We start from the raw sequence: 24,537 nt of genomic DNA, 5'->3' as shown, positions 1-24,537 counted from the left end.
TTTGGGCGTTACACTACTTCGCTGAAAAGCTGCGTAGTGTCAGGCTGTACGTTATATCTTTTGTGAAAAAACAAAAGGATGCCACTTCCATCCTTAACGCAAAAAAGCCTTCTTGAAAAAAGAAGGCTTTTTTTGTGGCTTGATATAACCAAGTATTTTTATTTCTTTACAAATGTAAAGGTGTTTCCGTTTTTCAATTTCAATACATATAATCCATTGGTTAAGTTTTTAATATCTATTTGCTTCTTATTCGTAATGTTTCCTTGAGAAACAGTAGCGCCTAAAATATTATAAATCGTATAGTTCTCTGTTTTTGTTAGTCCAGCAATTTGTAAGTAGTTCGCAGCAGGGTTAGGGAATAGTTGTAATGTGTTTTTGGTACTTGTAAAATCGTTTAAGTTTAAAGAAGGATCCTCAGCAATATCTACTTGAAACAAGAAATCATTGGTGTTATATTCTACAACGTCAGCATATGCACTACCGCCTGCATATATGTCAACATCGGTTAATCTCGTAGTAAAATTACCACTAGTTATTATCCATGTATACGTTGCGCCATTTGTAATCGAAATAGAAAGAGGAGAGAAATCAAAAACTAAATTACGGTCATTTATAGAAGCTGCATCCACTGTCGTTATTCCAGTAGCTGAACCTAATAAAGTGCCTCCGTTTCCTGCTCCAGCATGTATAGATATGGTGGCGTTATCTCCAGTATAAAAGGACAGAAGGGATATTTTGTCTAGTATGCCATCGCCGCAAGCAGTCCAACTGTTTCCTACTCCAGAAATAGATGAAAAAGCAGAAGAATTGCTAGTAAAATTAGCGTCTGTAACCGTTCCTGAGTCGTTAGAGTCAAAGGAACATTGTCCGTAACTGTTAGAAACTGTAAAAACAGTTAGTAATAGAAATAATAAAATGTAGGTAGTTTTTTTCATAATAGATTTGGGTTTAGAATTAAAAAAAAGTAAAGATAAAGAAAATTTAAATGTGGTTTTTTTAATACAGAATCTGTTTGTTTTAATTATTGTAACTCGAATCATGCAGCATACACATTAAAGTATATCATGTTTATTTTCTGTTTAATCTAAAGGCACTATAAGAACAGGTATTTTCGATTTTTTTACAATTTCTCTAGATACGCTTCCTATAAAGGCGTTGTAAAGAAAATTGTGTTCCTGATGTCCAGCTATAATTAAATCAATTTGTAATTTCTTAGCTTTTTCCATAATCATTTCAATAGTTGCACCTTGAACAAGTAAACCTTCTGCAGCAATTCCTTTATTTTTAAGTGTGTCTGTATATTCTTGAAGCTGTTGGTGTTCTTTTCTAAGCTCTGTAGCACGACTATCTCTTATGTTTTGAGGGCCAACTCCTAAACCAACAAAATCTGGATCTGGAGCAGCAATATGTATAAGCCATATTTTAGAATCAAACTTCTCGGCCAATTCAAACGCCTTAGCAACTAATAATTGTTCACTACTTCGAAAATCTATGGTAACTAAAATGTTTTTCATAACGCTATTTTTTTAGACTACAACATGTTTACAATTAGGTATTACTCATATCCTTTAAGTAAATTTGTCTATAGTGCATTTGGTATTGCTACTATTGTATAAGTGATTGATTGTTAAAGTTATTGAATTTATTGTTAAAACAAAATATGTGCCTTTACTTTTTTTAAACAAGCAAATGCTATAGCAGTATTGGTTGTGAGTAAGTGGTTTTTAGTTGTATAAAAACAGATGTTTTTTTAAACAAAAAAAGCCTTCTTAAATGAAGAAGGCTTTTAGTATAATGTGGGGAGAGCAGGATTCGAACCTGCGAAGTTAAAAACAACAGAGTTACAGTCTGTCCTCGTTGGCCGCTTGAGTATCTCCCCAAACAGACCGCAAATATATTTAAGTTTTATAGTTTTTCAACTATATAATTTCAACTTTTTTTATAAAATTTTTATTCATAAGAAAAGATTTGCTTTTTTAAGGGTATATGTCGTTGTGAGCTAATTAATTATAAGTATTAATTATTTTTATAAAATAACAAAAGCCTCTAATTAAAGAATTAGAGGCTTTTGTTTGTTTTTATAAATGAAATTACAAGCCAAAGGCAGCTTTCACTTTATCTACATAGTCTAATTTTTCCCAAGTAAATAATTCAACATCTACAGTTAAATCATCACCATTAGGTTGCGAAAAAGTTTTGGTTACGGTTTCACTTGGTCTTCCCATGTGACCATAAGCAGCAGTTTCGCTATATATTGGGTTGCGTAATTTTAAACGAGATTCAATAGCCGAAGGTCGCATGTCAAAAATTTCAGAAACTTTTTGTGCTATCTCGCCATCTGTCATATTAAAAGGGCACGTACCGTAGGTATCAATAAAAATTCCCATGGGTTCTACCACTCCAATAGCATAACTTACTTGCACTAAAACTTCATCTGCAACACCTGCAGCAACTAAGTTTTTAGCAATATGTCTGGTAGCATAAGCAGCACTTCTGTCTACTTTACTTGGGTCTTTTCCAGAAAAAGCACCTCCACCATGAGCTCCTTTTCCTCCATAAGTATCTACAATAATTTTTCTACCTGTAAGTCCTGTGTCTCCATGAGGTCCACCTATAACAAACTTTCCTGTTGGGTTGATGTGATACTTGATGTTTTCATTAAAAAGGGCTTGTAAATTCTCTGGTAATTTAGCAATTACTCTAGGAATCAATATTTCAACAATATCTTTTCTAATTTTTTCAAGCATGGCTTTTTCTGTATCAAAATCATCATGCTGTGTAGAAATTACAATAGAGTCAATACGTTGTGGTACATTATCATCACTATACTCAATAGTTACTTGACTTTTTGAGTCTGGACGTAAATAGGTAATGTCTTTGTTTTCTTTTCGTAATGCTGCAAGTTCTATTAAAATTTTATGCGAAAGGTCTAATGCTAAAGGCATGTAGTTTTCGGTTTCGCGTGTAGCATACCCAAACATCATTCCTTGGTCTCCAGCTCCTTGCTCTTCTTTAGTCGCTCTGTCAACTCCTTGATTAATATCTGGAGATTGTTCATGTATAGCAGAAAAAACACCACAAGAATTACCGTCAAACATATATTCACTTTTGGTATAACCAATCTTATTAATGGTGTCACGTGCAATTTTCTGTACGTCTAAATAGGTGTTAGATTTTACTTCACCTGCAAGTACTACTTGCCCTGTAGTAACTAAGGTTTCACAAGCAACTTTAGATTCTTTATCAAAAGCTAAAAAATGATCAATTAAAGCATCGCTTATTTGGTCTGCTACTTTATCTGGATGTCCTTCTGATACACTTTCAGAAGTAAATAAATATGGCATAAATCCTAAATTTTTTAATTATTGTTTAATTATAAATTTGCTGGATTGCTTGGTCGCTAGAGTAGTGAATAACTTACTGCTTTAGCATTTTTTAATTTCAAAAATAATTTGAAACCTGCTTTTCGAAAAATCGAAAAACATAGAGGTTGCAATCAGACAAATTTTTCCTCTTAATTTTTAATAGTGCAAAAGTAAATAAATAAAATGGAACGCATACTAATTTAATTTTTTTTAAATAAATGAGTAGGATATTAAAAAAGCTTTCTTAGATTTACACCACATAAATGAAAAAACAAATAATTAATATCATTTCTATTATTCGCATCGTGATTATACCACGAAGCCAAGGAATGTTATAAGTTATTTCAAAATGATATAAAAAAAAGCCTTCCTTAATCGGAAGGCTTTTTTTATGCTTTAAATCAAATATTTAAAACCGGTTTGTACAATGTTTTAAATAATAAAAAGAATTGAACATCATATATAAAAAGAGTGTAATTCTTTGAATATCAGCATGTTAAATACTTGTTAGTAGCCTTGAATTTAGCTTGTTACACCTATTAAAAATATAAAAGAGAAGTAAAACCTATAATTTCGAATTATAAAGTAAGATATTATTATAATGGCATTAAATAAATATAGTAAAACAGTAACACAAGACCCAACCCAACCAGCAGCACAAGCAATGTTGCATGCTATTGGGTTAACAAAAGAAGACTTTTTTAAACCTATTGTGGGTATTGCTAGTACAGGTTATGAAGGTAACCCTTGTAATATGCACTTAAATGATCTGGCAAAACTAGTAAAGAAAGGAACTTTAAATGAAGATGTTGTCGGGCTAATTTTTAACACTATTGGTGTTAGTGATGGTATATCTATGGGTACACCAGGAATGCGTTTTTCATTACCTTCTCGTGATATCATTGCAGATTCAATGGAAACGGTAGTGCAAGCCATGAGTTATGATGGTCTGGTAACTGTTGTTGGTTGCGATAAAAATATGCCTGGAGCTTTAATGGCAATGATTCGTTTAAATCGTCCTTCAATATTAGTGTATGGAGGTACTATTGATTCTGGCTGCCATAACGGAAAAAAACTAGACGTTGTTTCTGCTTTTGAAGCTTGGGGAAGTAAAGTTGCTGGTACTATGCAAGAAAGTGAGTACCAAAGTATTGTTGAAAAAGCATGCCCTGGAGCAGGAGCTTGTGGTGGTATGTATACTGCAAATACAATGGCTTCTGCTATTGAGGCTTTAGGTATGACCTTGCCTTTTAATTCTTCTAATCCTGCATTAAGCGATGCCAAAAAAGAAGAATCTGTAAAAGCTGGTGAGGCTTTAAGATTGTTGTTAGAAAAAGACATCAAGCCTTCAGATATTATTACACGTAAATCTTTAGAAAATGCCATTCGTTTAGTAACCATTTTAGGTGGCTCTACTAATGCAGTACTGCACTTTCTAGCTATTGCAAGAGCAGCACAAATAGACTTTACATTAAAAGATTTTCAAGATATAAGTGATAATACCCCGTTTTTAGCAGATTTAAAACCTAGCGGTAAATATTTAATGGAAGACGTTCACGCTGTAGGAGGTATTCCTGCAGTATTAAAATACCTTTTAAAGAAAGGCTTAATTCATGGAGATTGTTTAACCGTTACAGGTAAAACAATTGCCGAAAACCTTTTAGATGTACCAGATTTAACCGAAGGCCAAGAGGTTATAAAACCTATTGAAGAACCTATTAAAATATCAGGGCATTTACGTATGCTTTATGGAAATTTAGCAACCGAAGGAAGTGTTGCTAAAATTACAGGTAAAGAAGGATTGCGCTTTCGCGGAAAAGCAAAAGTTTTTGAAGGCGAATATGCTGCAAATGATGGTATTCGCGATGGTAAAGTAGAAAAAGGCGATGTAGTAGTCATTAGATACGAAGGACCAAAAGGAGGACCAGGAATGCCAGAAATGTTAAAGCCAACTGCAGCTATTATGGGAGCTGGTTTAGGTAAAGATGTAGCCTTAATTACAGATGGTCGTTTCTCTGGAGGAACGCATGGTTTTGTAGTAGGACATATTACTCCAGAAGCTCAAGAAGGAGGAAACATAGCTTTAGTGAAAGATGGTGATATCATTACTATTGATGCAGAAACAAACGCTATTTCTGTTGAGGTTTCAGACGAAGAATTAAAACAAAGAAAAGAAAATTGGAAAGCACCAGATTTAAAATTCGAAAGAGGAGTGCTTTATAAATACGCTAAAACTGTTTCTTCTGCATCTAAAGGATGTGTGACCGATGAGTTTTAAGAAATTATTAAGCAAGCAAGAATTTTAAGTGTTTCAAATTAAAATATAATGATCCTAACAAGGTTAATATGGATACAAAAACAATAAAAAAAGAAACTAAAAATACTGAAACAACAGTACGCATCTCTGGAAGCGAAGCGGTTGTTCGATGTCTTTTAGAAGAAGGTGTAAAGGTGCTTTATGGCTATCCTGGAGGTGCAATAATGCCTGTTTATGATGAATTATACAAGTACCAAGATAAAATTCATCATGTACTAGCTCGTCATGAGCAATGTGCAGCACATGCAGCCCAAGGGTATGCAAGAATTTCTGGAGAAGTAGGAGTTGCCATTGCAACTTCAGGACCAGGAGCAACTAATTTAATTACAGGAATTGCAGATGCGCAAATAGATAGTACGCCATTGGTTTGTATTACAGGTCAGGTAGCTTCGCATTTATTAGGTAGTGATGCGTTTCAAGAAACAGATATTGTTGGTATTTCAACTCCTGTTACCAAATGGAACTGTCAAGTAACTAAAGCTTCAGATATTCCTGCAGTTTTAGCAAAAGCATTTTACATTGCTAAAAGTGGTCGTCCAGGTCCTGTTTTAGTAGATATTACTAAAGATGCACAGTTTGAAGAGTTCGATTTTAACTATAAAAAATGCTCAGGAATAAGAAGTTATACTGCAGTTCCTAAAACTGAAAAAGCATCAATAGAAGCGGCAGCAAAATTAATTAATGCTGCTAAAAAACCATTAGTAGTTTGGGGGCAAGGTGTAATATTAAGTGAGGCAGAAGAAGCCTTTAAAGCAGTAATTGAAAAAGCAGGAATCCCTTCTGCTTGGACCATTTTAGGTGCTTCGGCAATTCCTACTTCTCATCCTTTAAATGTTGGTATGGTTGGTATGCATGGTAATTATGCGCCAAATGTGCTAACCAATGAATGCGATCTTTTAATTGCTGTAGGTATGCGTTTTGATGATCGTGTTACTGGTAATTTAGCAACCTATGCAAAACAAGCTAAAGTAATTCACTTTGAAATTGATCCAGCTGAAATTAATAAAAATGTAAAAGCAGATGTTGCTGTTTTAGGTGATGCAAAAGCAAGCCTAGAAACGATACTTCCGCTAATAAATGAAAATTCGCATACAGAATGGCATCAAGAATTTAAAGATCTTTATGCTATTGAGTATGAAAAAGTGATTAAAAACGATCTGTATCCTACTAAAGAAGGATTAACCATGGGAGAGGTTTTAAATCAAATAAATATACAATCTAAAGGTGAAGCTGCAATTGTAAGTGACGTTGGTCAGCATCAAATGATAGCTTGTCGTTATGCAGAGTTTAACCAAACCAAAAGTAATATTACCTCAGGAGGTTTAGGTACTATGGGCTTTGGTCTTCCTGCTGCAATTGGAGCAAAAATGGCAAAACCAGAACGCGAAGTGGTTTCTATATCTGGTGATGGTGGTTACCAAATGACCATTCAAGAATTAGGTACTATTTTTCAGCAAAAAGCAGCGGTAAAAGTAGTGGTGTTAAACAATGACTTTTTAGGAATGGTTCGCCAATGGCAACAACTGTTTTTTGATAAACGCTATGCATCTACAGAAATGGTGAATCCTAATTTTGTAGCCATTGCAGAAGGATATTATATACGTGCAAGAAAGGTTACAACAAGAGAAGAGTTGGTAGAAGCTGTTGCAGAAATGATGGCAAGTAAAGAAGCCTACTTTTTAGAAGTTTGTGTAGAAAAAGAAGATAATGTATTTCCAATGATACCAACAGGAGCTTCCGTTTCAGATATAAGATTAGAATAATATGAACGCAGATAAACAACTATTTACCGTTTCCGTTTACACGGAAAATAATATAGGATTGTTGAATAGAATTTCAGCAATCTTTCAAAGAAGACATATAAATATAGAAAGTTTAAATACTTCTCCTTCTGAAATTGAAAGTGTTTCAAGATTTACTATTGTGGTAAATATGACCGAAGAAAATATCAAAAAAATCATTGGTCAAATAGAAAAACAAGTAGAGGTTATTAAGGCCTATTACCATACTGAAGAGGAAATTATTTATCAAGAGTCTTGCATTTTTAAAATGAAATCAGGTTTGTTGTTTGATGAACGTCAAATTCAAAACATCATTAAAGAAAGCAATGCAAGAATTGTAACTGTAAATAGAGACTTTTTTGTAATTGAAAAATCTGGTAGAAAAGAAGAACTAGAATTATTATATAGAGAATTAAGTGTCTTTGGTATTATGCAATTTACACGCTCAGGACGTATTGCAGTATCTAAAGAAGAAATGAAAATATCAACAATGCTAGAAGCATTTCAAGATTAAAAACAAAAAGAATAAGAGAATAGAAAATAGAAACCATAATGATGCATTTTAATTGTGTCCTTTTTTCGCTCTTCTATTTTCTCAAAAATCAAAAACAATGTCAAATTACTTCAACACATTATCATTAAGAAACCAATTAGAACAATTAGGAAAATGTAGATTCATGGATGCTTCAGAGTTTGAAGATGGTGTAAATGCATTAAAAGGAAAAAAAATCGTAATTATAGGTTGTGGAGCGCAAGGATTAAACCAAGGTTTAAATATGCGTGATTCTGGTTTAGATATTTCGTATACCTTACGTCAAGTAGCTATTGATGAAAAACGTGATTCTTACAAAAATGCAACCAGTAATGGGTTTACTGTTGGTACTTATGAAGAGTTAATTCCAACAGCAGATTTAGTTTTAAATTTAACTCCAGACAAGCAACATACTAATGTTGTAAAAGCAGTGATGCCTTTAATGAAAAAAGGAGCTACCTTAAGTTATTCTCACGGTTTTAATATTGTAGAAGAAGGTACACAAGTTCGTGAAGATTTAACTGTAATTATGGTGGCACCAAAATGCCCAGGAACAGAAGTTAGAGAAGAGTATAAACGCGGTTTTGGTGTGCCTACATTAATTGCTGTGCACCCAGAAAACGATCCAGAAAATAAAGGTTGGGCACAAGCAAAAGCCTATGCAGTAGCAACAGGAGGAGATAGAGCAGGAGTGTTAGCTTCTTCTTTTATTGCTGAGGTAAAGTCTGATTTAATGGGAGAACAAACTATTTTATGTGGTTTACTGCAAACAGGAGCAATTTTATCGTTTGATAAAATGGTTGCAGAAGGTGTAGAACCTAGTTATGCTGCAAAATTAATTCAGTATGGTTGGGAAACCATTACCGAAGCTTTAAAACATGGTGGTATTACCAATATGATGGACAGACTATCTAATCCAGCAAAAATAAAAGCATACCAATTATCAGAAGAATTAAAAGATATCATGCGTCCTTTATTTGAAAAACATATGGATGATATTATTTCTGGTCACTTCTCAAAAACCATGATGGAAGATTGGGCAAATGATGATGTAAACCTTTTAAAATGGAGAGCAGCAACAGGAGAAACAGCGTTTGAAAAAACAGCATTAACTGCAGCGCATATTTCTGAACAAGAGTATTTTGATCATGGTACTTTATTGGTAGCGTTTGTGAAATCTGGTGTAGAATTAGCTTATGAAACAATGGTAAGCGCAGGGATTATTGAAGATTCTGCTTACTACGAGTCGCTTCACGAATTACCATTAATAGCAAATACAATTGCAAGAAAAAAATTATTTGAAATGAATAGAGTAATTTCTGATACTGCAGAGTATGGTTGTTATTTATTTGATCATGCATGTAAACCATTATTAACAGATTTCATGAAAACAGTAAAAACAGATGTTATTGGTGCTCCGTTTTCTACTACAACTGGAGTAGATAATATAGAGTTAATTGCTGTAAATGATGCTATTAGAAACCATCCAATTGAAGCTGTTGGTAAACGTTTAAGAGCTGCAATGACAGCAATGAAAATTATAAAATCTGATGTAAAAACAGAAGCTTCTGTTTTAGCATAATGTTTGGTCCTTTCTAAGGAGTCTAGAATAAGAATAAAAATTAGAAAAGAAATAAAAGTTTTCCGCTTTCGCGGAAACGCAAGCGATGGAAGAAATCAAAACAATATACATGCCAACAATAGCTTCTGTTGAAGCTGCTGCCGAAAAATTAAAAGGAGTTGCAACAGTAACTCCTTTAATTGCTAATATGCAATACTCGAAGCAGTTTGGTGCAAATATTTTATTTAAACGCGAAGATTTACAACAAGTGCGTTCTTATAAAATTAGAGGAGCATACAATAAAATGTCGTCTTTAAGTGATACCGAAGTAGAAAACGGAATTGTTTGTGCAAGTGCAGGAAACCATGCGCAAGGTGTTGCTATTTCTTGTAAATTATTAAAAATAAAAGGCACTATTTTTATGCCTTCACCAACACCAAACCAAAAGGTAGAACAGGTGAAAATGTTTGGTGAAGACTATATTGAGGTTGTTTTAGTTGGTGATACTTTTGATGATGCTTATGATGCAGCAATGCAGCAAAGCGAAAAATTAAATAAAACATTTATTCATCCTTTTAATGATAAAAAAGTTATTGAAGGGCAGGCAACCGTTGGCTTAGAAATTATGGATCAAGCACAACACCCTATTCATTATGTATTTGTTCCTGTAGGAGGAGGAGGTTTGTCGGCAGGATTGTCTTCTGTTTTTAAACACCTTTCACCAGAAACAAAAATTATAGGTGTAGAGCCAGAAGGAGCTCCTTCTATGAAAACTTCTTTAGCAAAGAAAAAAAATACAACCTTAAAGCAAATTGAAAACTTTGTCGATGGTGCTGCAGTAAAACGTGTTGGTGATTTAAATTTTGCTATTTGTCAGCAAAACTTACACGATATGATAACGGTTCCAGAAGGAAAAGTATGTCAGATTATTTTAGAGTTATATAACAAAGACGCTATTGTAGTGGAGCCAGCAGGTGCATTAAGTATTGCGGCTTTAGAAAAATACAAAGACGAAATAAAAGGAAAAAACGTAGTATGTGTGGTTAGCGGAAGCAATAATGATATTACACGCACACCAGAAATTAAAGAGCGTGCTCTTTTACACGCCAAATTAAAACATTACTTCATTATAAAATTTCCGCAACGTGCAGGTGCTTTACGTGAATTTGTGGTTGATATTTTAGGTCCTACAGATGATATTACACATTTTGAATACACTAAAAAAGTAAATCGTGAAAATGATGTAGCTGTTGTTGGTTTAGAACTTAAATCTCCAGAAGATTTAGAGCCTTTAATAACAAAAATGAAACTGAATAATTTTTATGGAGATTACTTAAATGATAAGACCGATTTGTTTCAGTTTTTAGTATAAGTATAACATAGAGTTAACAGCCTTATCAGGATGCAGTTGTATCTTTAGTTTGAAAATTTTATTAAAATCACACAATTATGAAAACACCTTTTTCTAACATACCAGAAGCATTTCAAATAACAAAACTTACAAAACAGGATTCTTATTTGGTAGGTGGCGAGTTAAAACAATGGAAAGGAGAAACCTCAGAAGTTTATTCTACCATATCTTCAACCAAAGAGTATCAACCTACGCTATTAGGAAGCATTCCTACTTTAGGTGAAAAAGAAGCTATTGAGGCTTTAGACGCTGCATGTGTAGCATATAACAAAGGACAAGGTTTGTGGCCAACCATGAAAGTGGTAGATAGAATTTCTTGCATGGTGAAATTTGTAGAACAAATGAAAACCAAACGTGAGGAAGTGGTAAAGCTTTTAATGTGGGAAATTGGTAAAAATCTGCCAGATTCTGAAAAAGAATTTGATAGAACTGTAGAGTATATTTATGACACCATTGAAGATTATAAACAAATGGATCGCGATAGCGCTAAGTTTGAAAAACATGCAGGTGTACATGCTCATATTCGTCGTGGACCTTTAGGAGTAGTTTTGTGTTTAGGTCCTTACAATTATCCGTTAAATGAAACTTTTGCACTTTTAATTCCTGCTTTAATTATGGGGAATACAGCCATTTTTAAACCAGCAAAGCATGGTGTTTTATTAATTTCACCTTTGTTAGAAGCTTTTAAAACAAGCTTTCCAAAAGGAGTTGTAAATATAATCTACGGAAGAGGAAGAACAGTAGCTACACCAATCATGCAAACAGGAAAAGTAGATGTGTTAGCGCTAATAGGAAATAGTAAATCGGCAAATGCTTTACAACAGCAACATCCAAAAAGCAATAGATTACGTTTAGTACTAGGCTTAGAAGCTAAAAATCCTGCAATTGTATTGCCAGATGCAGATTTAGATTTAGCAATAGACGAATGTATTGCAGGTGCTACATCTTTTAATGGGCAACGTTGTACAGCACTAAAAGTGTTATACGTACATCAAGATATTATAGAAGAATTTAATAAGCGATTCTCCGCAAAAGTAGATGCGCTTAAATTTGGTAACCCTTGGGAAAATGGTGCAAAATTAACACCCTTACCTGAACCAGATAAACCAGCATATATTCAAGAATTAATTGATGATGCAACTTCAAAAGGAGCTAAAGTAATTAATGCAAAAGGAGGAGAAACTTCAGAGAATTATATTTTTCCAGCAGTATTATATCCTGTTACTAAAGAGATGCGCGTATTTCAAGAAGAACAATTTGGGCCAGTAATACCAGTGGTTCCTTTTAATGATATTGAAGAACCTTTAGATGATATGGCTGCTTCTAACTATGGCCAGCAAGTAAGCTTATTTGGTAAGGATGTAAAAACATTAGCGCCTTTAATAGATACTTTAGTAAATCTAGTATGTCGTGTAAACTTAAATAGTTCTTGCCAACGTGGTCCAGACGTGTATCCTTTTACTGGCCGAAAAGATTCTGCGGTTGCAACATTAAGTGTGCATGATGCATTGCGTTCTTTTTCCATAAGAACTTTTGTAGCTTCAAAAGACAATGCCTATAATAATGCTATTTTAAAAGAATTGTTAGACTCTAAAGCTTCAAATTTTGTTAGCACAGATTATATTCTTTAAATAAAAGACCTTAAAAATGAGATATTTGTAATTTAAATGTCTCATTTTTATAAAGTCATAATTTTTGTATAAAGTTGAAGTTTTACTATGGTTGTTTTAATTATTATATGTAGTTTAGTACTATGTTTACACTAAGACACAAATATAGAGCTCCCAGACCAACAGGTTTAGATTTATCTAAACGACGTAGCTAATTCTTCAACTTAGCAACAAATTCTATATTCATTTTTATTTTTATATTGTGTACAACACCAGCTTAAATTCAGTTTTTCAAATACATTTTATCTCAAAAGATAACAAAAGATTTGAACGTCGTAATTTCCCACGTCGCCCTTAAGGGTGTACTTCTATTTATAGAACTTAGGTGAGTCCGGTTCTGCTTTCAAAAAATAAAATCATAATTTAATTAATAAATCAATTACAATGGAAATTGTTATTGCTAATAAATCGCATAGTATTTACGCAGATATTATATGCGAAACTATTGCAGATGCTGCACAAGTTAGAGGAACTGGTATTGCAAAAAGAAAACCAGAATATATCATTACCAAAATGGAAAATGGTAACGCGGTTATAGCTTTAGAAGGTGATAAATTTGCTGGTTTTTGCTATATTGAACAATGGGGTCATGGTAAATTTGTTGCCAACTCTGGTTTAATTGTGCATCCAGATTTTAGAAATATTGGCCTTGCAAAACAGATTAAAAAGAAAATTTTTGAACATTCTAGAACCAAGTACCCAAACGCCAAAGTGTTTAGTATTACAACGGGTTTAGCGGTTATGAAAATGAATAGCGATTTAGGTTATAAACCGGTTACGTTTTCAGAGTTAACAGATGATCAATCGTTCTGGAATGGATGTCAAACCTGTAAGAACTTCGATGTGTTAACCAGAACAGAACAAAAAATGTGTTTGTGTACTGGTATGCTGTATGATCCTTCAAAAGAAGTAAAAAAAGTACACCAACATAATTACGATAAAAAAGTGTGGACCAGATTAAAAAACATAAAACAATCCATGTTTTTAAAAAAAGATAAAAAAGATGAGTAAGAAGTTAGTTATAGCATATAGTGGTGGTTTAGATACATCCTATTGCGCAGTAAGTTTAAGTAAAGCAGGATATGATGTGCATGCCGTAAGTGTAAATACTGGCGGATTTACTTCAGAAGAAATAAAAAATATTGAAAGTAATGCCTATAAAATGGGTGTTACAACCTATAAAAACATTGATGCAGTTGCTACTTTTTACCAAAAAGTAGTGAAGTATTTAATTTTTGGTAATGTGCTTAAAAATAATACCTATCCTTTGTCTGTAAGTGCAGAGCGTATTATTCAAGCCATAGAAATAGTTGAATACGCCAAAAGTATAAATGCAGAATATATTGCGCATGGTAGCACAGGAGCAGGAAATGACCAAGTGCGTTTTGATATGATTTTTCAAACTCTAGCGCCACATATAAAAATTATTACACCTATTAGAGATGGTAGTTTAACCAGACAACAAGAAATTGATTACCTTAAAGAAAACGGTATCGATATGTCTTGGGAAAAAGCGAAATATTCTGTTAACAAAGGGCTTTGGGGAACAAGTGTTGGTGGTGTAGAAACATTAAAGTCTGAAAAACCTTTGCCAAGTGAAGCATATCCTTCTCCATTAGAAAAAGAAGGAGAAGAAAAAGTAACATTAACTTTTAAAAATGGTGAGTTTGTTGCTTTAAACGGAAAAGAAAATGCGCCAGAAGTAAATATTGAAAACTTAAATAATATTGCTTCGGCCTATGCAATTGGTAGAGATATTCATGTAGGAGATACTATTGTTGGTACAAAAGGTCGTGTTGGTTTTGAAGCTGCTGCAGCTTTAATTACTGTAAAAGCACATCATTTATTAGAAAAGCATACGCTTACCAAATGGCAATTACAGCATAAAGAATATTTGTCAAGCTTTTACGGAATGCATTTGCATGAAGGTCAGTATTTAGATCCTGTAATGAGAGATACAGAAGCTTTTTTACAAAGCTCTCAAAAAATGGTGTCTGGTAACGTTGTGGTTACTTTAAAACCATATCATTTCTCTTTAGATGGTATTGTGTCTAATCATGATTTAATGTCTAGTGCATTTAGTACTTATGGTGAAGAAAATAAAGCTTGGACAGCTGATGATGCTAAAGGGTTTATAAAAATTATAGGAAATCAAAACAAAATCTACCAGCAAGTAAATTCGTAAACTATGTTAGAAATAGGAATTATTGGAGGAGCAGGTTACACAGCAGGAGAGTTAATTAGATTGCTGTTACAGCATCCAAAAGCAAATATTAATTTTATTTACAGTACTTCAAACGCTGGTAATAAAATATTTAAAGTGCACCAAGATTTAATTGGTAGTTCAGATTTATCGTTTACCAATGAAATAAATACAGAAGTAGATGTGTTATTTCTATGTTTAGGTCATGGAAACTCCACTGCTTTTTTAGAGAAAAATATATTTTCAGAAACCACTAAAATCATAGATTTAAGTAATGATTTTAGACTGCTTGCAGATAAAAATTTTGAAGGAAAGGATTTTGTTTATGGTTTGCCTGAATTAAATAAAGAAGCCATTAAAAAGGCAAAGTATATTGCAAATCCAGGTTGTTTTGCAACTGCAATTCAATTGGCATTATTGCCTTTAGCAAAAGCAGAAGTGTTACAAAATGATGTACACGTTAATGCGGTAACTGGTGCAACAGGAGCAGGAACATCCTTATCTGCAACTACACATTTTACATGGCGAGATAATAATTTTTCACATTACAAAGCTTTTACACATCAACATTTAAGCGAGATTAACCAATCGGTGAAATTGTTGCAAAACAGTTTTAGTGCTGAAATTAATTTTATGCCAAATCGAGGTGATTTTTCTAGAGGAATTTTTGCTACTCTTTACACAAAATTTGAAGGCAGTTTAGAAGATGCAAAAATATTATATACAGCGTTTTATAAAGATGCTGCGTTTACTGTAGTTTCAGAAGATGAGATTCACTTAAAGCAAGTAGTAAATACCAATAAATGCATTCTTCATTTACATAAACATGAAAACAAATTGTTGGTAACTAGTGTTATTGATAATTTACTAAAAGGAGCATCAGGACAAGCCATTCAAAACATGAACTTAATGTATGGTTTTGGGGAAACCGAAGGATTACAATTAAAAGCAACTTATTTTTAAAGCATAGTCATTGCAAGGAACGAAGCAATCTATATAATGAGATTACATCAGTCATTTTTCCTTAGTAATGACAAAACAATAAAAACGAACATATGAAAATAGCAATTATAGGTACAGGTAACTTAGGTAAATCTATAGCAAAAGGATTAATAACTACAAATGCTATTACCAGTTTGTATTTAACCAAAAGAAATATTGAAGGCATTCAAGAGTTTGATGGATATAAAAATGTGTATATAACCACAGATAATACAGAGGCGGTAAAACAATCCGATATCATCCTGTTTGCAGTACAACCAGCACATTTTGAAGGAATTTTAAACGATGTAAAACCATATTTAACAGAAAAACACGTCTTAATATCTACCATTACAGGTTTTTTAATACCTAAAATGGAAGAAATTGTAGGAACCGATACATTTATTATTCGTGCCATGCCAAATACTGCAATTGCAGTTGGTAAATCTATGACTTGCTTATGTAGTAATACGCAAGGGGAAAAGCGCATTAAAATTGCTGAAGCTATTTTTAACCGATTAGGACATTCTTTAAGTATTCCAGAAAGTCAAATGCAAGCAGCAACAGTAGTTTGTGCAAGTGGTGTTGCCTTTTGGATGCGTTTAATTAGAGCAACAACACAAGCTGCTATTCAGTTAGGTTTTGATGCTAAAGAAGCACAAGAATTAGCCATGTACACCAGTGAAGGAGCAGCAAGTTTATTAATTAATAATGGAAATCATCCAGAAGAAGAAATTGACAGAGTTACCACGCCAAAAGGTTGTACAATTGAAGGTTTAAATGAAATGGAACATAAAGGATTGAGTTCTTCTTTAATTCAGGGTATGATTGCTTCATTTAACAAAATTAGTAACATTAAAAAAGAGCAGATATAAGGCTATATGCTATTTAAAGGAAGAAGGATTGAAGAATCTCATGGCGTAAAATAAATCCTTTGCTTCGCTATAAATGGTAAAAAAAAAAGAAATAAAATGAGTTTATTTAACGTATATCCATTATTTAATATCACACCTGTAAAGGCTAAAGATGTTTATGTTTTTGATGAAAACAATACCAAATATTTAGATCTATATGGAGGACATGCTGTAATATCTATTGGGCATTCGCATCCTAAGTATGTAAAAAATATTAGTGAACAAGTTGCCAAGTTAGGGTTTTATAGTAACTCGATTATTAATCCGTTACAAGTACACTTGGCTAAAAAAATAGAACAGTTATCAGGTTGTGTAGATTACCAATTGTTTTTATGTAATTCTGGTGCAGAGGCTAATGAAAATGCTTTAAAATTAGCATCTTTTCATAACGGAAAGAAAAAAATTATAGCTTTTAAAAACGGATTTCATGGTCGTACCTCTGCTGCAGTTGCGGCAACAGATAATGCCAAAATTATTGCGCCAGTGAATGCGCAGCAAGAAGTAGAGATTTTAGAATTAGGAGATTTAAAAACCTTAGAAAAAGTATTAGCAAAAAACAATGTTTGTGCTGTAATTATTGAGTGCATTCAAGGTGTTGGAGGGTTAGATGAAAGTACAGCGGTTTTCTATGAAGGTGTAGATGCATTATGTAAAAAGTACAATACCTGTTTTATCGCAGATGAGGTGCAGTCTGGTTTTGGTAGAACAGGTGACTTCTTTGCGTTTCAAAAATACAATGTAACTCCAGATATTATTTCTATTGCAAAAGGTATGGGAAATGGGTTTCCAATTGGTGGTATTTTAATCCATCCTAATATCAAAGCTTCTTTTGGTTTGTTAGGAACCACTTTTGGTGGAAATCATTTAGCCTGTGTAGCTTCTTCAACAGTTTTAGAAGTTATTGAAGAGGAAAACCTAATGCAAAATGCAAAAGAAATTTCTGCTTATTTTATAGATAAAGCAAAGGCTATTCCTGAAATAAAAAATACAAAAGGAAGGGGTTTGATGCTGGGGTTAGAATTTGATTTTCCAATAGCAGAGCTTCGTAAAAAGCTAATCTTTAATTATAAAATATTTACAGGAAGCGCTAAAAATCCTAATTTATTGCGAATTCTTCCTCCTTTAACCATTCAGAAAAAACACATAGATATCTTTTTTGATGCCTTAGAAAAAGAATTGAAAACATAAAAAAAATCCCACTTGGCTCAAGAAGAATAAAATGGTCTTTTTGAGTTAGTGGCACCCTTTTTAACATGAAAAAATATACCAACATAAAAGATATTTCTAATCTTCAAGAAACTATAAGAGAAGCTATTTTACTAAAAATGGACCCTTTTGCATTGCAAGACTTAGGGAAAAATAAAACCTTAGTAATGCTGTTTTTTAATGCTAGTTTACGTACTCGTTTAAGTACGGAAAAAGCTGCAAAAAACTTAGGAATGAATGTTATGGTTTTAAATGTAAATGACGCGTGGAATTTAGAATTTGAAGATGGAACCATTATGAATGCAAATGCTTCAGAACACATTAAAGAAGCAGCACAAGTTATTTCGCAGTATGCAGATGTAATTGCTGTAAGAGCATTTCCGAGTTTAACAGATAAGCAAAAAGACGAAAGTGAATTTGTTTTGCAAAGTTTTATTAAATATGCAACAGTGCCAATTGTGAATATGGAAAGTGCAACTGCACATCCTTTACAAGCTTTAACAGACGCAATTACTATTACAGAGTTATCCGAAAAACCAAAGCCAAAAGTAGTGTTGTCTTGGGCTCCTCATCCAAAAGCATTGCCTCAGGCAGTTGCAAACTCATTTGTAGAAATCATGCAAAATATGGATGTTGATTTAACTATAACACATCCTAAAGGTTATGAGTTAAGTAAAGCAATCACGAAAAATACTAGCATAAACCATAACCAAGAAGAGGCCTTGAAGAATGCCGATTTTGTATATGTAAAAAACTGGAGTAGTTATAAAGATTACGGTAAAGTGCTAAATCAAGATCAAAACTGGATGATGACCAAAGCTAAATTGGGTAGTGCAAAATTTATGCATTGTTTACCAGTTAGACGAAACGTGGTTGTTGAAGATGCTGTTTTAGATAGCGAGAATTCAGTGGTAATAAAACAAGCAAATAATAGAACATTTGCGGCGCAAATAGTGTTGCAACAGATATTAGAAAATCATTTAAAATGAAAACACTAAAAGTTATAAAAATTGGTGGGAATATCATTGATGATGATGTCGCATTACAACAATTTTTACAAGCATTTGCAACTATCCAGGGACCTAAAATTTTAGTACATGGAGGAGGGAAGTTAGCAACAAAGTTAGCGAAAAAAATGCAAGTAGAAGTTAAAATGGTTGATGGCAGAAGGGTTACAGATGCAGATACTTTAGCTATTATTACCATGGTGTATGCAGGAAAAATCAATAAAAATATAGTAGCGCAATTACAAGCTAACAATTGCAATGCAATTGGGTTTTCTGGCGCAGATGGTAACACAATTGTATCTAATAAAAGACCTGTTAAAACAATCAACTATGGATTTGTAGGAGATGTAAAAAAGGTGAATACAGAAACGCTAGAAATACTTTTAAATAATAATATAACACCTGTTTTTTGTGCTATCACACATGATAAAAAGGGACAGTTGTTAAATACCAATGCAGACACTGTTGCTTCCGAAATAGCAATAAGTTTTGCTTCTGTTTATAACAGCGAGTTATATTATTGTTTCGAAAAAAATGGGGTTTTAAAAGATGTAAATAATGACGATTCTGTTATCGAAAATATAAACTCAAAAAGCTATCCGCTATTAATTGAAAACGGAATTATTTATGAAGGTATGTTGCCTAAACTAAACAACTGTTTTTATGCTATAAATAATAAAGTACAAAAAGTTTGTATTGGTACATCAGATATGCTTTTTAATGCCAATAATAAACACACAACCATTACAAAATGATAGAAAAACTAACAACAGGAGCTATACAGCTGTTAAAAACGCTCATAGAAACAGAGTCGTTTTCTTCTGATGAAGACCAAACAGCAAAACATATTGAGCAATGGTTTAACAAGCAGGATATTCCATTTAAAAGAACAAAAAATAACGTTTGGGCAACCAATAAACATTTTGATGAGAGTAAACCAACGTTGTTGTTAAACTCGCATCACGATACCGTTAAACCTAATAATGGTTATACTAAAAACCCTTTTAAAGCCATTGTAGAAGACGGAAAATTATATGGTTTGGGTAGTAATGACGCTGGAGGTTGTCTAGTAAGTTTATTGGCAACTTTTGCGTATTTTTATAACAGAGAAAATCTTAATTTTAATTTGGTAATTGTCGCTTCTGCAGAAGAAGAGAGTAGTGGTCCAGATGGCTTAAATAGCATGTTAACTGTTATTCCAAAAGTAGATGTAGCCATAGTTGGTGAGCCAACCTTAATGCAATTGGCAGTTGCTGAAAAAGGTTTAGTGGTTTTAGATGCAGTGGTAAAAGGAACACCAAGTCACGCAGCACATCCAAATAATAACAATGCTATTTATAATACCATTCCGGTTTTAGAGTGGTTTAAAAATTATACTTTTAATAAAAGATCAGAAGCCTTAGGTGAAGTAAAAATGACAATCACACAAATTAATGCAGGAAAGCAGCATAATGCAGTGCCTGCAGACGTGAAATTGGTAGTAGATGTTCGTGTGAATGATAAATATTCTAACCAGGAGATTGTAGATATTTTACAAAAAGAAGCACCTTGTGACAGTATTATGCCACGAAGTATAAAACTAAATTCATCGTCTATTCCTATTGATCATCCTTTGGTAATTGCAGGAGTAGAAATAGGCAGAAGCACCTATGGTTCGCCAACATTATCAGATCAAGCAGTCTTAAGTTGTCCTTCTTTAAAATTAGGACCTGGAGATAGTACACGATCGCATTCTGCAGATGAATTTATTTATGTGAATGAAATAAAAGAAGGCATTAAAATATATATAGAATTATTAGAAAAAGTACTTTAATCCTGCTGTCATTCCTGCGAAAGCAGGAATCCGTTAAAGGGAATAATGTTGAAAAATAGATTCTTGCTTTGGCAGGAATATCAAAAAACTAAAAATTATGAAACTCTGGGATAAGGGAACAAGTATCGATAAAAAAATAGAACAGTTTACTGTTGGAAACGATAGAGAAATAGACTTGTATATTGCTAAATATGATGTGCAAGCATCATTGGCACATGCAATCATGTTAGAGTCTATAGGTATTATTTCTTCGGAAGAATTGCAACAACTTAAAAGTGGTTTGCAGACGATTGAAGAAACTATTGAAAATGACACCTTTGTTATTGAAGATTCTTTTGAAGATGTGCATTCTAAAATTGAATTTGAACTCACAAAAACCTTAGGTGATGTAGGAAAAAAAATTCACACCGCACGTTCTAGAAACGATCAGGTTTTAGTTGCGCTTCAGTTGTATTATAAAGACAATCTTGGGTTGATTAATGATAAGACTAAGGTCTTTTTTAATACGCTTTTAGGTTTAGCAGAAACCCATAAAGATGCTTTGCTGCCTGGTTACACACATTTGCAAGTTGCTATGCCTTCTTCCTTTGGTTTGTGGTTTTCTGCCTATGCAGAAGTTTTAATCGATGATGTGTATTTATTAAATGCAGCCTTAAAAACCGTAGATCAAAACCCTTTAGGTTCTGCAGCAGGTTACGGAAGTTCGTTTCCTATTGACAGACAATTAACAACTCAAGAATTAGGTTTTTCTACCTTAAAATATAATGTAGTTGCTGCGCAAATGAGTAGAGGAAAAAGCGAACGTACCATTGCCTTAGCATTAGGAAGTCTGTGTAATACCTTAGCGCGTTTTGCTATGGATATTTGTGTGTATAATAGTCAGAATTTTGGCTTTATCGCCTTTCCTGATGAGTTGACTACAGGAAGTAGTATCATGCCACACAAAAAGAATCCCGATGTGTTCGAGCTAATTAGAGGGAAAGCAAATAAAATTCAAGCCTTACATACCGAAACGGTGTTAATTACTAATAACTTACCAAGTGGTTATCATAGAGATTTTCAGTTGTTAAAAGAAAATATAATCGCTGCTATAGAAGATGTAAAAGACCTTTTAGATATTTTTAATTACGCAATACAGCAAGTAATTGTAAAAGAAATCGACCTAAATGATGCAAAATATCAGTATCTTTTTACTGTAGATAATATAAATACTTTAGTGGTACAAGGTATGCCGTTTAGAGAAGCGTATCAAAAAATTGGTGGTGAAGTAGAAAACGGAACCTATAAACCAGATACTTCTAAAAAACATACACATGTTGGTAGTATTGGTAATTTGTGTTTAGAGGAAATTAAAAGCAAGTTTCCTTTAGAAAAATAAAATAATTTGAAAATGATTTTGAAAAATTGTCACAATTAGAAATTATTGTTACCTTTGGCGTATCAATAAGATACAAATGACATTTATTCAATTACATCATCATCATTTTCATATTTGCATTCAGGCGAACAGGAATTGATATATGTAATTTCAAAAATATTTCAAAAACCCGTCTGAATTAATCAGATGGGTTTTTTTATTTTCTACTCTTTTGGTTTTTTCAGACTTCAACAAAAATTAAAATGAGTACACTAAAAATTGCCATTCAAAAAAGCGGAAGATTAAACGAAGATTCTTTAAAACTTTTAAAAGATTGTGGAATAAAAATTGATAATGGTAAAGACCAATTAAAAGTTGCTGCCAGAAACTTTCCTATAGAGGTTTTGTATTTGCGTAATTCCGATATTCCGCAGTACATAGAAGATGGAGTGGTAGATATTGCTATTATTGGAGAAAACATCTTAATCGAAAAACAAAAAGAATCTGAAATAGTAGAAAAATTAGGCTTCGCAAAATGTAGAGTTTCTTTAGCAGTGCCTAAAAGAATTGAATCTAATGAAGTTTCTTATTTTAAGGATAAAAAAATAGCAACATCCTACCCAAACACACTTAATGCTTATTTAAAAGAAAATAATATAGAAGCAGATATTCATGTTATTTCTGGTTCTGTTGAAATAGCTCCAAATATAGGGTTGGCAGATGGTGTTTGTGATATTGTGAGTTCAGGAAGTACCTTGTTTAAAAACGGATTAAGAGAAACGCAAGTTATTTTAAAATCGGAAGCTGTTTTAGCAAAAAATATTAATCTAGATGCTGAAAAAGAAGCCATTTTAACTAAATTAATATTTAGAATTCAAGCAGTGCTACGTGCAAAAAATACACGATATGTGTTAATGAATGTACCAAATGATAAAATTGATGAGGTAGCGGCAATTCTTCCAGTGTTAAAAAGTCCAACCATTCTTCCGTTGGCCCAAGAAGGCTGGAGCTCCCTACACTCTGTAATAGATGAAGATAAATTCTGGAATAATATTGATGCCTTAAAAAATGCTGGAGCAGAAGGTATTTTAGTCGTTCCAATTGATAAAATGGTATTATAATGAAAGCATTTCGTTATCCAAATAAAGAAGCTTGGAATGCTTTAATACAGCGTCCAATTTTAGACCAACAATCTTTAGATGCTCTTGTTTTAGATGTTTTACAAGAGGTTAAAACAAATAAAGATAAAGCCTTATTGGCTTATGCAAAAAAGTTTGATAAGGTGACTTTAAAAAACTTGCAAGTAGAAGCTTCAGAAATTGAGGAAGCCACCGGTTTAATAAGTGAAGAATTAAAAAGCGCCATTCAATTAGCAAAGCAAAACATTGAAACATTTCACGCAGCTCAAAAAGAAAAAGAGCAAATTATAGAAACCACCAAAGGGGTAAAATGTTGGCGAAAATCGGTAGCTATAGATAAGGTTGGTTTGTATATTCCAGGAGGATCTGCGCCTTTATTTTCTACCATTTTAATGCTTGGTGTTCCTGCAAAATTAGCTGGTTGTAAAGAGATTGTTTTGTGTACACCACCAAATAAAGAAGGAAAAGTGCATCCTGCAATATTATACACAGCAAACTTGGTAGGTATTACTAAAATAGTTAAAGTTGGTGGCGCACAAGCAGTAGCAGCTATGGCTTACGGAACACAAACAGTTCCGCAAGTATATAAAATATTTGGTCCAGGAAATCAATACGTAACCAAAGCGAAAGAGTTAATTCAGCAACAAGGTATTGCTATTGATATGCCTGCTGGCCCAAGTGAAGTTTTAGTAATTGCAGATGAAACTAGTAATCCAGAATTTGTAGCTGCAGATTTGCTGTCGCAAGCAGAACATGGTCCAGATAGCCAAGTCATTTTACTATCTGATAATGAAGCAATGATTGCCAAAACTACAGAAGCAGTAAACAGGCAGTTAGAAAAATTACCACGAAAAGAAATTGCAACAAAAGCTTTACAAATTAGCCGTTCTATTCTTTTAAATTCTATAGAAGAATGTGTTGCTTTTAGCAATTTGTATGCACCTGAGCATTTGATTTTTGCAACGGATAATGCTACTAATTATATAACACAAATTACAAACGCAGGCTCTGTGTTTCTAGGGAAATATAGTTGCGAAAGCGCTGGTGATTACGCTAGCGGAACCAATCATACCTTACCAACAAATGGGTATGCTAGAAATTATAGTGGTGTATCCTTAGATAGTTTTGTAAAGAAAATAACCTTTCAAAATGTAAGTCAAGAAGGTATTCAAACTATTGGTCCTGCTATTGAATTAATGGCAGCAGCTGAAGGATTAGACGCACACAAAAACGCCGTAACTATACGGTTAAAAAACTTATAGTTACCAGTACTGAACTAG

The 24,537-nt window shown here is 33.1% G+C and carries 20 protein-coding genes and 1 tRNA gene; 17 read left to right on the top strand and 4 right to left on the bottom strand.

Annotated elements, in window-relative coordinates; all coding sequences use genetic code 11:
• Positions 1-158 precede the first annotated feature (158 nt).
• The 4 genes from KO494_RS10550 to metK form a co-directional block, all read right to left on the bottom strand.
• Positions 159-935 (bottom strand): T9SS type A sorting domain-containing protein, encoded by a 777-nt coding sequence (locus KO494_RS10550; RefSeq protein ID WP_215967565.1) that lies wholly within the window; start codon positions 933-935, stop codon positions 159-161.
• A 144-nt stretch (positions 936-1,079) separates the two neighbouring features.
• Positions 1,080-1,514, bottom strand: coding sequence for a universal stress protein (locus tag KO494_RS10545; RefSeq protein ID WP_215967564.1), 435 nt, complete (start codon positions 1,512-1,514; stop codon positions 1,080-1,082).
• Positions 1,515-1,797: 283 nt separating this feature from the next.
• Positions 1,798-1,879: transfer RNA gene (locus KO494_RS10540), tRNA-Tyr, on the bottom strand.
• Between the two features lie 211 nt (positions 1,880-2,090).
• On the bottom strand, positions 2,091-3,344 hold the full coding sequence (metK, locus tag KO494_RS10535; protein ID WP_215967563.1) for a methionine adenosyltransferase: 1,254 nt from the start codon (positions 3,342-3,344) through the stop codon (positions 2,091-2,093).
• Between the two features lie 622 nt (positions 3,345-3,966).
• On the opposite strand from metK, the gene ilvD reads away from it, so the two are divergent.
• The 17 genes from ilvD to hisD all read left to right on the top strand — a co-directional run bounded on the left by ilvD (position 3,967) and on the right by hisD (position 24,519).
• The gene (ilvD, locus tag KO494_RS10530; RefSeq protein WP_215967562.1) at positions 3,967-5,643 is read left to right on the top strand and encodes a dihydroxy-acid dehydratase; all 1,677 of its coding nucleotides are present in this window, start codon (positions 3,967-3,969) and stop codon (positions 5,641-5,643) included.
• Positions 5,644-5,711: 68 nt separating this feature from the next.
• Positions 5,712-7,445, top strand: a complete 1,734-nt coding sequence (gene ilvB / locus KO494_RS10525) for a biosynthetic-type acetolactate synthase large subunit (protein ID WP_215967561.1) — start codon at positions 5,712-5,714, stop codon at positions 7,443-7,445.
• Between the two features lies 1 nt (position 7,446).
• Positions 7,447-7,977 (top strand): acetolactate synthase small subunit, encoded by a 531-nt coding sequence (gene ilvN, locus KO494_RS10520; protein WP_215967560.1) that lies wholly within the window; start codon positions 7,447-7,449, stop codon positions 7,975-7,977.
• Between the two features lie 97 nt (positions 7,978-8,074).
• A complete protein-coding gene (gene ilvC / locus KO494_RS10515) occupies positions 8,075-9,577 on the top strand; it encodes a ketol-acid reductoisomerase (RefSeq protein ID WP_215967559.1) in 1,503 nt (500 codons plus the stop codon).
• Positions 9,578-9,662: 85 nt separating this feature from the next.
• Complete coding sequence (gene ilvA / locus KO494_RS10510; RefSeq protein ID WP_215967558.1) at positions 9,663-10,928, top strand: threonine ammonia-lyase IlvA; 1,266 nt, start codon at positions 9,663-9,665, stop codon at positions 10,926-10,928.
• A gap of 77 nt (positions 10,929-11,005) precedes the next feature.
• Positions 11,006-12,598 (top strand): NADP-dependent glyceraldehyde-3-phosphate dehydrogenase, encoded by a 1,593-nt coding sequence (locus tag KO494_RS10505; RefSeq protein WP_215967557.1) that lies wholly within the window; start codon positions 11,006-11,008, stop codon positions 12,596-12,598.
• Between the two features lie 423 nt (positions 12,599-13,021).
• Positions 13,022-13,648, top strand: a complete 627-nt coding sequence (locus tag KO494_RS10500) for a GNAT family N-acetyltransferase (RefSeq protein WP_215967556.1) — start codon at positions 13,022-13,024, stop codon at positions 13,646-13,648.
• Positions 13,641-14,822, top strand: a complete 1,182-nt coding sequence (locus KO494_RS10495) for an argininosuccinate synthase (RefSeq protein ID WP_215967555.1) — start codon at positions 13,641-13,643, stop codon at positions 14,820-14,822. The genes KO494_RS10500 and KO494_RS10495 overlap by 8 nt, the downstream gene beginning before the upstream one ends.
• Positions 14,823-14,825: 3 nt before the next feature.
• Complete coding sequence (gene argC, locus KO494_RS10490) at positions 14,826-15,803, top strand: N-acetyl-gamma-glutamyl-phosphate reductase (protein WP_215967554.1); 978 nt, start codon at positions 14,826-14,828, stop codon at positions 15,801-15,803.
• A 92-nt stretch (positions 15,804-15,895) separates the two neighbouring features.
• Positions 15,896-16,696 carry a pyrroline-5-carboxylate reductase gene (proC, locus tag KO494_RS10485; RefSeq protein ID WP_215967553.1) on the top strand — a complete coding sequence of 267 codons (801 nt, stop codon included), beginning with the start codon at positions 15,896-15,898 and terminating at the stop codon, positions 16,694-16,696.
• Positions 16,697-16,792: 96 nt separating this feature from the next.
• A complete protein-coding gene (locus tag KO494_RS10480) occupies positions 16,793-17,923 on the top strand; it encodes an aspartate aminotransferase family protein (RefSeq protein WP_215967552.1) in 1,131 nt (376 codons plus the stop codon).
• A gap of 65 nt (positions 17,924-17,988) precedes the next feature.
• Entirely contained in the window at positions 17,989-18,930 is a 942-nt protein-coding gene (locus KO494_RS10475) for an N-acetylornithine carbamoyltransferase (RefSeq protein WP_215967551.1), read from the top strand.
• A complete protein-coding gene (argB, locus tag KO494_RS10470; protein WP_215967550.1) occupies positions 18,927-19,703 on the top strand; it encodes an acetylglutamate kinase in 777 nt (258 codons plus the stop codon). The genes KO494_RS10475 and argB overlap by 4 nt, the downstream gene beginning before the upstream one ends.
• The gene (locus KO494_RS10465; RefSeq protein WP_215967549.1) at positions 19,700-20,761 is read left to right on the top strand and encodes a M20 family metallo-hydrolase; all 1,062 of its coding nucleotides are present in this window, start codon (positions 19,700-19,702) and stop codon (positions 20,759-20,761) included. Before argB ends, KO494_RS10465 begins: the two co-directional genes overlap by 4 nt.
• 97 nt (positions 20,762-20,858) lie before the next feature.
• Positions 20,859-22,139 (top strand): argininosuccinate lyase, encoded by a 1,281-nt coding sequence (gene argH / locus KO494_RS10460; RefSeq protein ID WP_215967548.1) that lies wholly within the window; start codon positions 20,859-20,861, stop codon positions 22,137-22,139.
• Between the two features lie 242 nt (positions 22,140-22,381).
• Positions 22,382-23,239 (top strand): ATP phosphoribosyltransferase, encoded by an 858-nt coding sequence (gene hisG, locus KO494_RS10455; RefSeq protein WP_215967547.1) that lies wholly within the window; start codon positions 22,382-22,384, stop codon positions 23,237-23,239.
• Entirely contained in the window at positions 23,239-24,519 is a 1,281-nt protein-coding gene (gene hisD, locus KO494_RS10450; protein ID WP_215967546.1) for a histidinol dehydrogenase, read from the top strand. Before hisG ends, hisD begins: the two co-directional genes overlap by 1 nt.
• Positions 24,520-24,537: the final 18 nt, after the last annotated feature.

The sequence above is a fragment of the Lacinutrix sp. C3R15 genome (assembly GCF_018860825.1).
GTDB lineage: Bacteria > Bacteroidota > Bacteroidia > Flavobacteriales > Flavobacteriaceae > Oceanihabitans.
Note: the sequence above shows the minus strand (reverse complement) of the source record. Positions and strands in the feature narration are given on the sequence as shown.

Coding starts and splice junctions, on each gene's coding strand:
- KO494_RS10550 (WP_215967565.1), bottom strand. CDS start 935: ATGAAAAAAACTACCTACATTTTATTATTTCTATTACTAACTGTTTTT.
- KO494_RS10545 (WP_215967564.1), bottom strand. CDS start 1,514: ATGAAAAACATTTTAGTTACCATAGATTTTCGAAGTAGTGAACAATTA.
- metK (WP_215967563.1), bottom strand. CDS start 3,344: ATGCCATATTTATTTACTTCTGAAAGTGTATCAGAAGGACATCCAGAT.
- ilvD (WP_215967562.1), top strand. CDS start 3,967: ATGGCATTAAATAAATATAGTAAAACAGTAACACAAGACCCAACCCAA.
- ilvB (WP_215967561.1), top strand. CDS start 5,712: ATGGATACAAAAACAATAAAAAAAGAAACTAAAAATACTGAAACAACA.
- ilvN (WP_215967560.1), top strand. CDS start 7,447: ATGAACGCAGATAAACAACTATTTACCGTTTCCGTTTACACGGAAAAT.
- ilvC (WP_215967559.1), top strand. CDS start 8,075: ATGTCAAATTACTTCAACACATTATCATTAAGAAACCAATTAGAACAA.
- ilvA (WP_215967558.1), top strand. CDS start 9,663: ATGGAAGAAATCAAAACAATATACATGCCAACAATAGCTTCTGTTGAA.
- KO494_RS10505 (WP_215967557.1), top strand. CDS start 11,006: ATGAAAACACCTTTTTCTAACATACCAGAAGCATTTCAAATAACAAAA.
- KO494_RS10500 (WP_215967556.1), top strand. CDS start 13,022: ATGGAAATTGTTATTGCTAATAAATCGCATAGTATTTACGCAGATATT.
- KO494_RS10495 (WP_215967555.1), top strand. CDS start 13,641: ATGAGTAAGAAGTTAGTTATAGCATATAGTGGTGGTTTAGATACATCC.
- argC (WP_215967554.1), top strand. CDS start 14,826: ATGTTAGAAATAGGAATTATTGGAGGAGCAGGTTACACAGCAGGAGAG.
- proC (WP_215967553.1), top strand. CDS start 15,896: ATGAAAATAGCAATTATAGGTACAGGTAACTTAGGTAAATCTATAGCA.
- KO494_RS10480 (WP_215967552.1), top strand. CDS start 16,793: ATGAGTTTATTTAACGTATATCCATTATTTAATATCACACCTGTAAAG.
- KO494_RS10475 (WP_215967551.1), top strand. CDS start 17,989: ATGAAAAAATATACCAACATAAAAGATATTTCTAATCTTCAAGAAACT.
- argB (WP_215967550.1), top strand. CDS start 18,927: ATGAAAACACTAAAAGTTATAAAAATTGGTGGGAATATCATTGATGAT.
- KO494_RS10465 (WP_215967549.1), top strand. CDS start 19,700: ATGATAGAAAAACTAACAACAGGAGCTATACAGCTGTTAAAAACGCTC.
- argH (WP_215967548.1), top strand. CDS start 20,859: ATGAAACTCTGGGATAAGGGAACAAGTATCGATAAAAAAATAGAACAG.
- hisG (WP_215967547.1), top strand. CDS start 22,382: ATGAGTACACTAAAAATTGCCATTCAAAAAAGCGGAAGATTAAACGAA.
- hisD (WP_215967546.1), top strand. CDS start 23,239: ATGAAAGCATTTCGTTATCCAAATAAAGAAGCTTGGAATGCTTTAATA.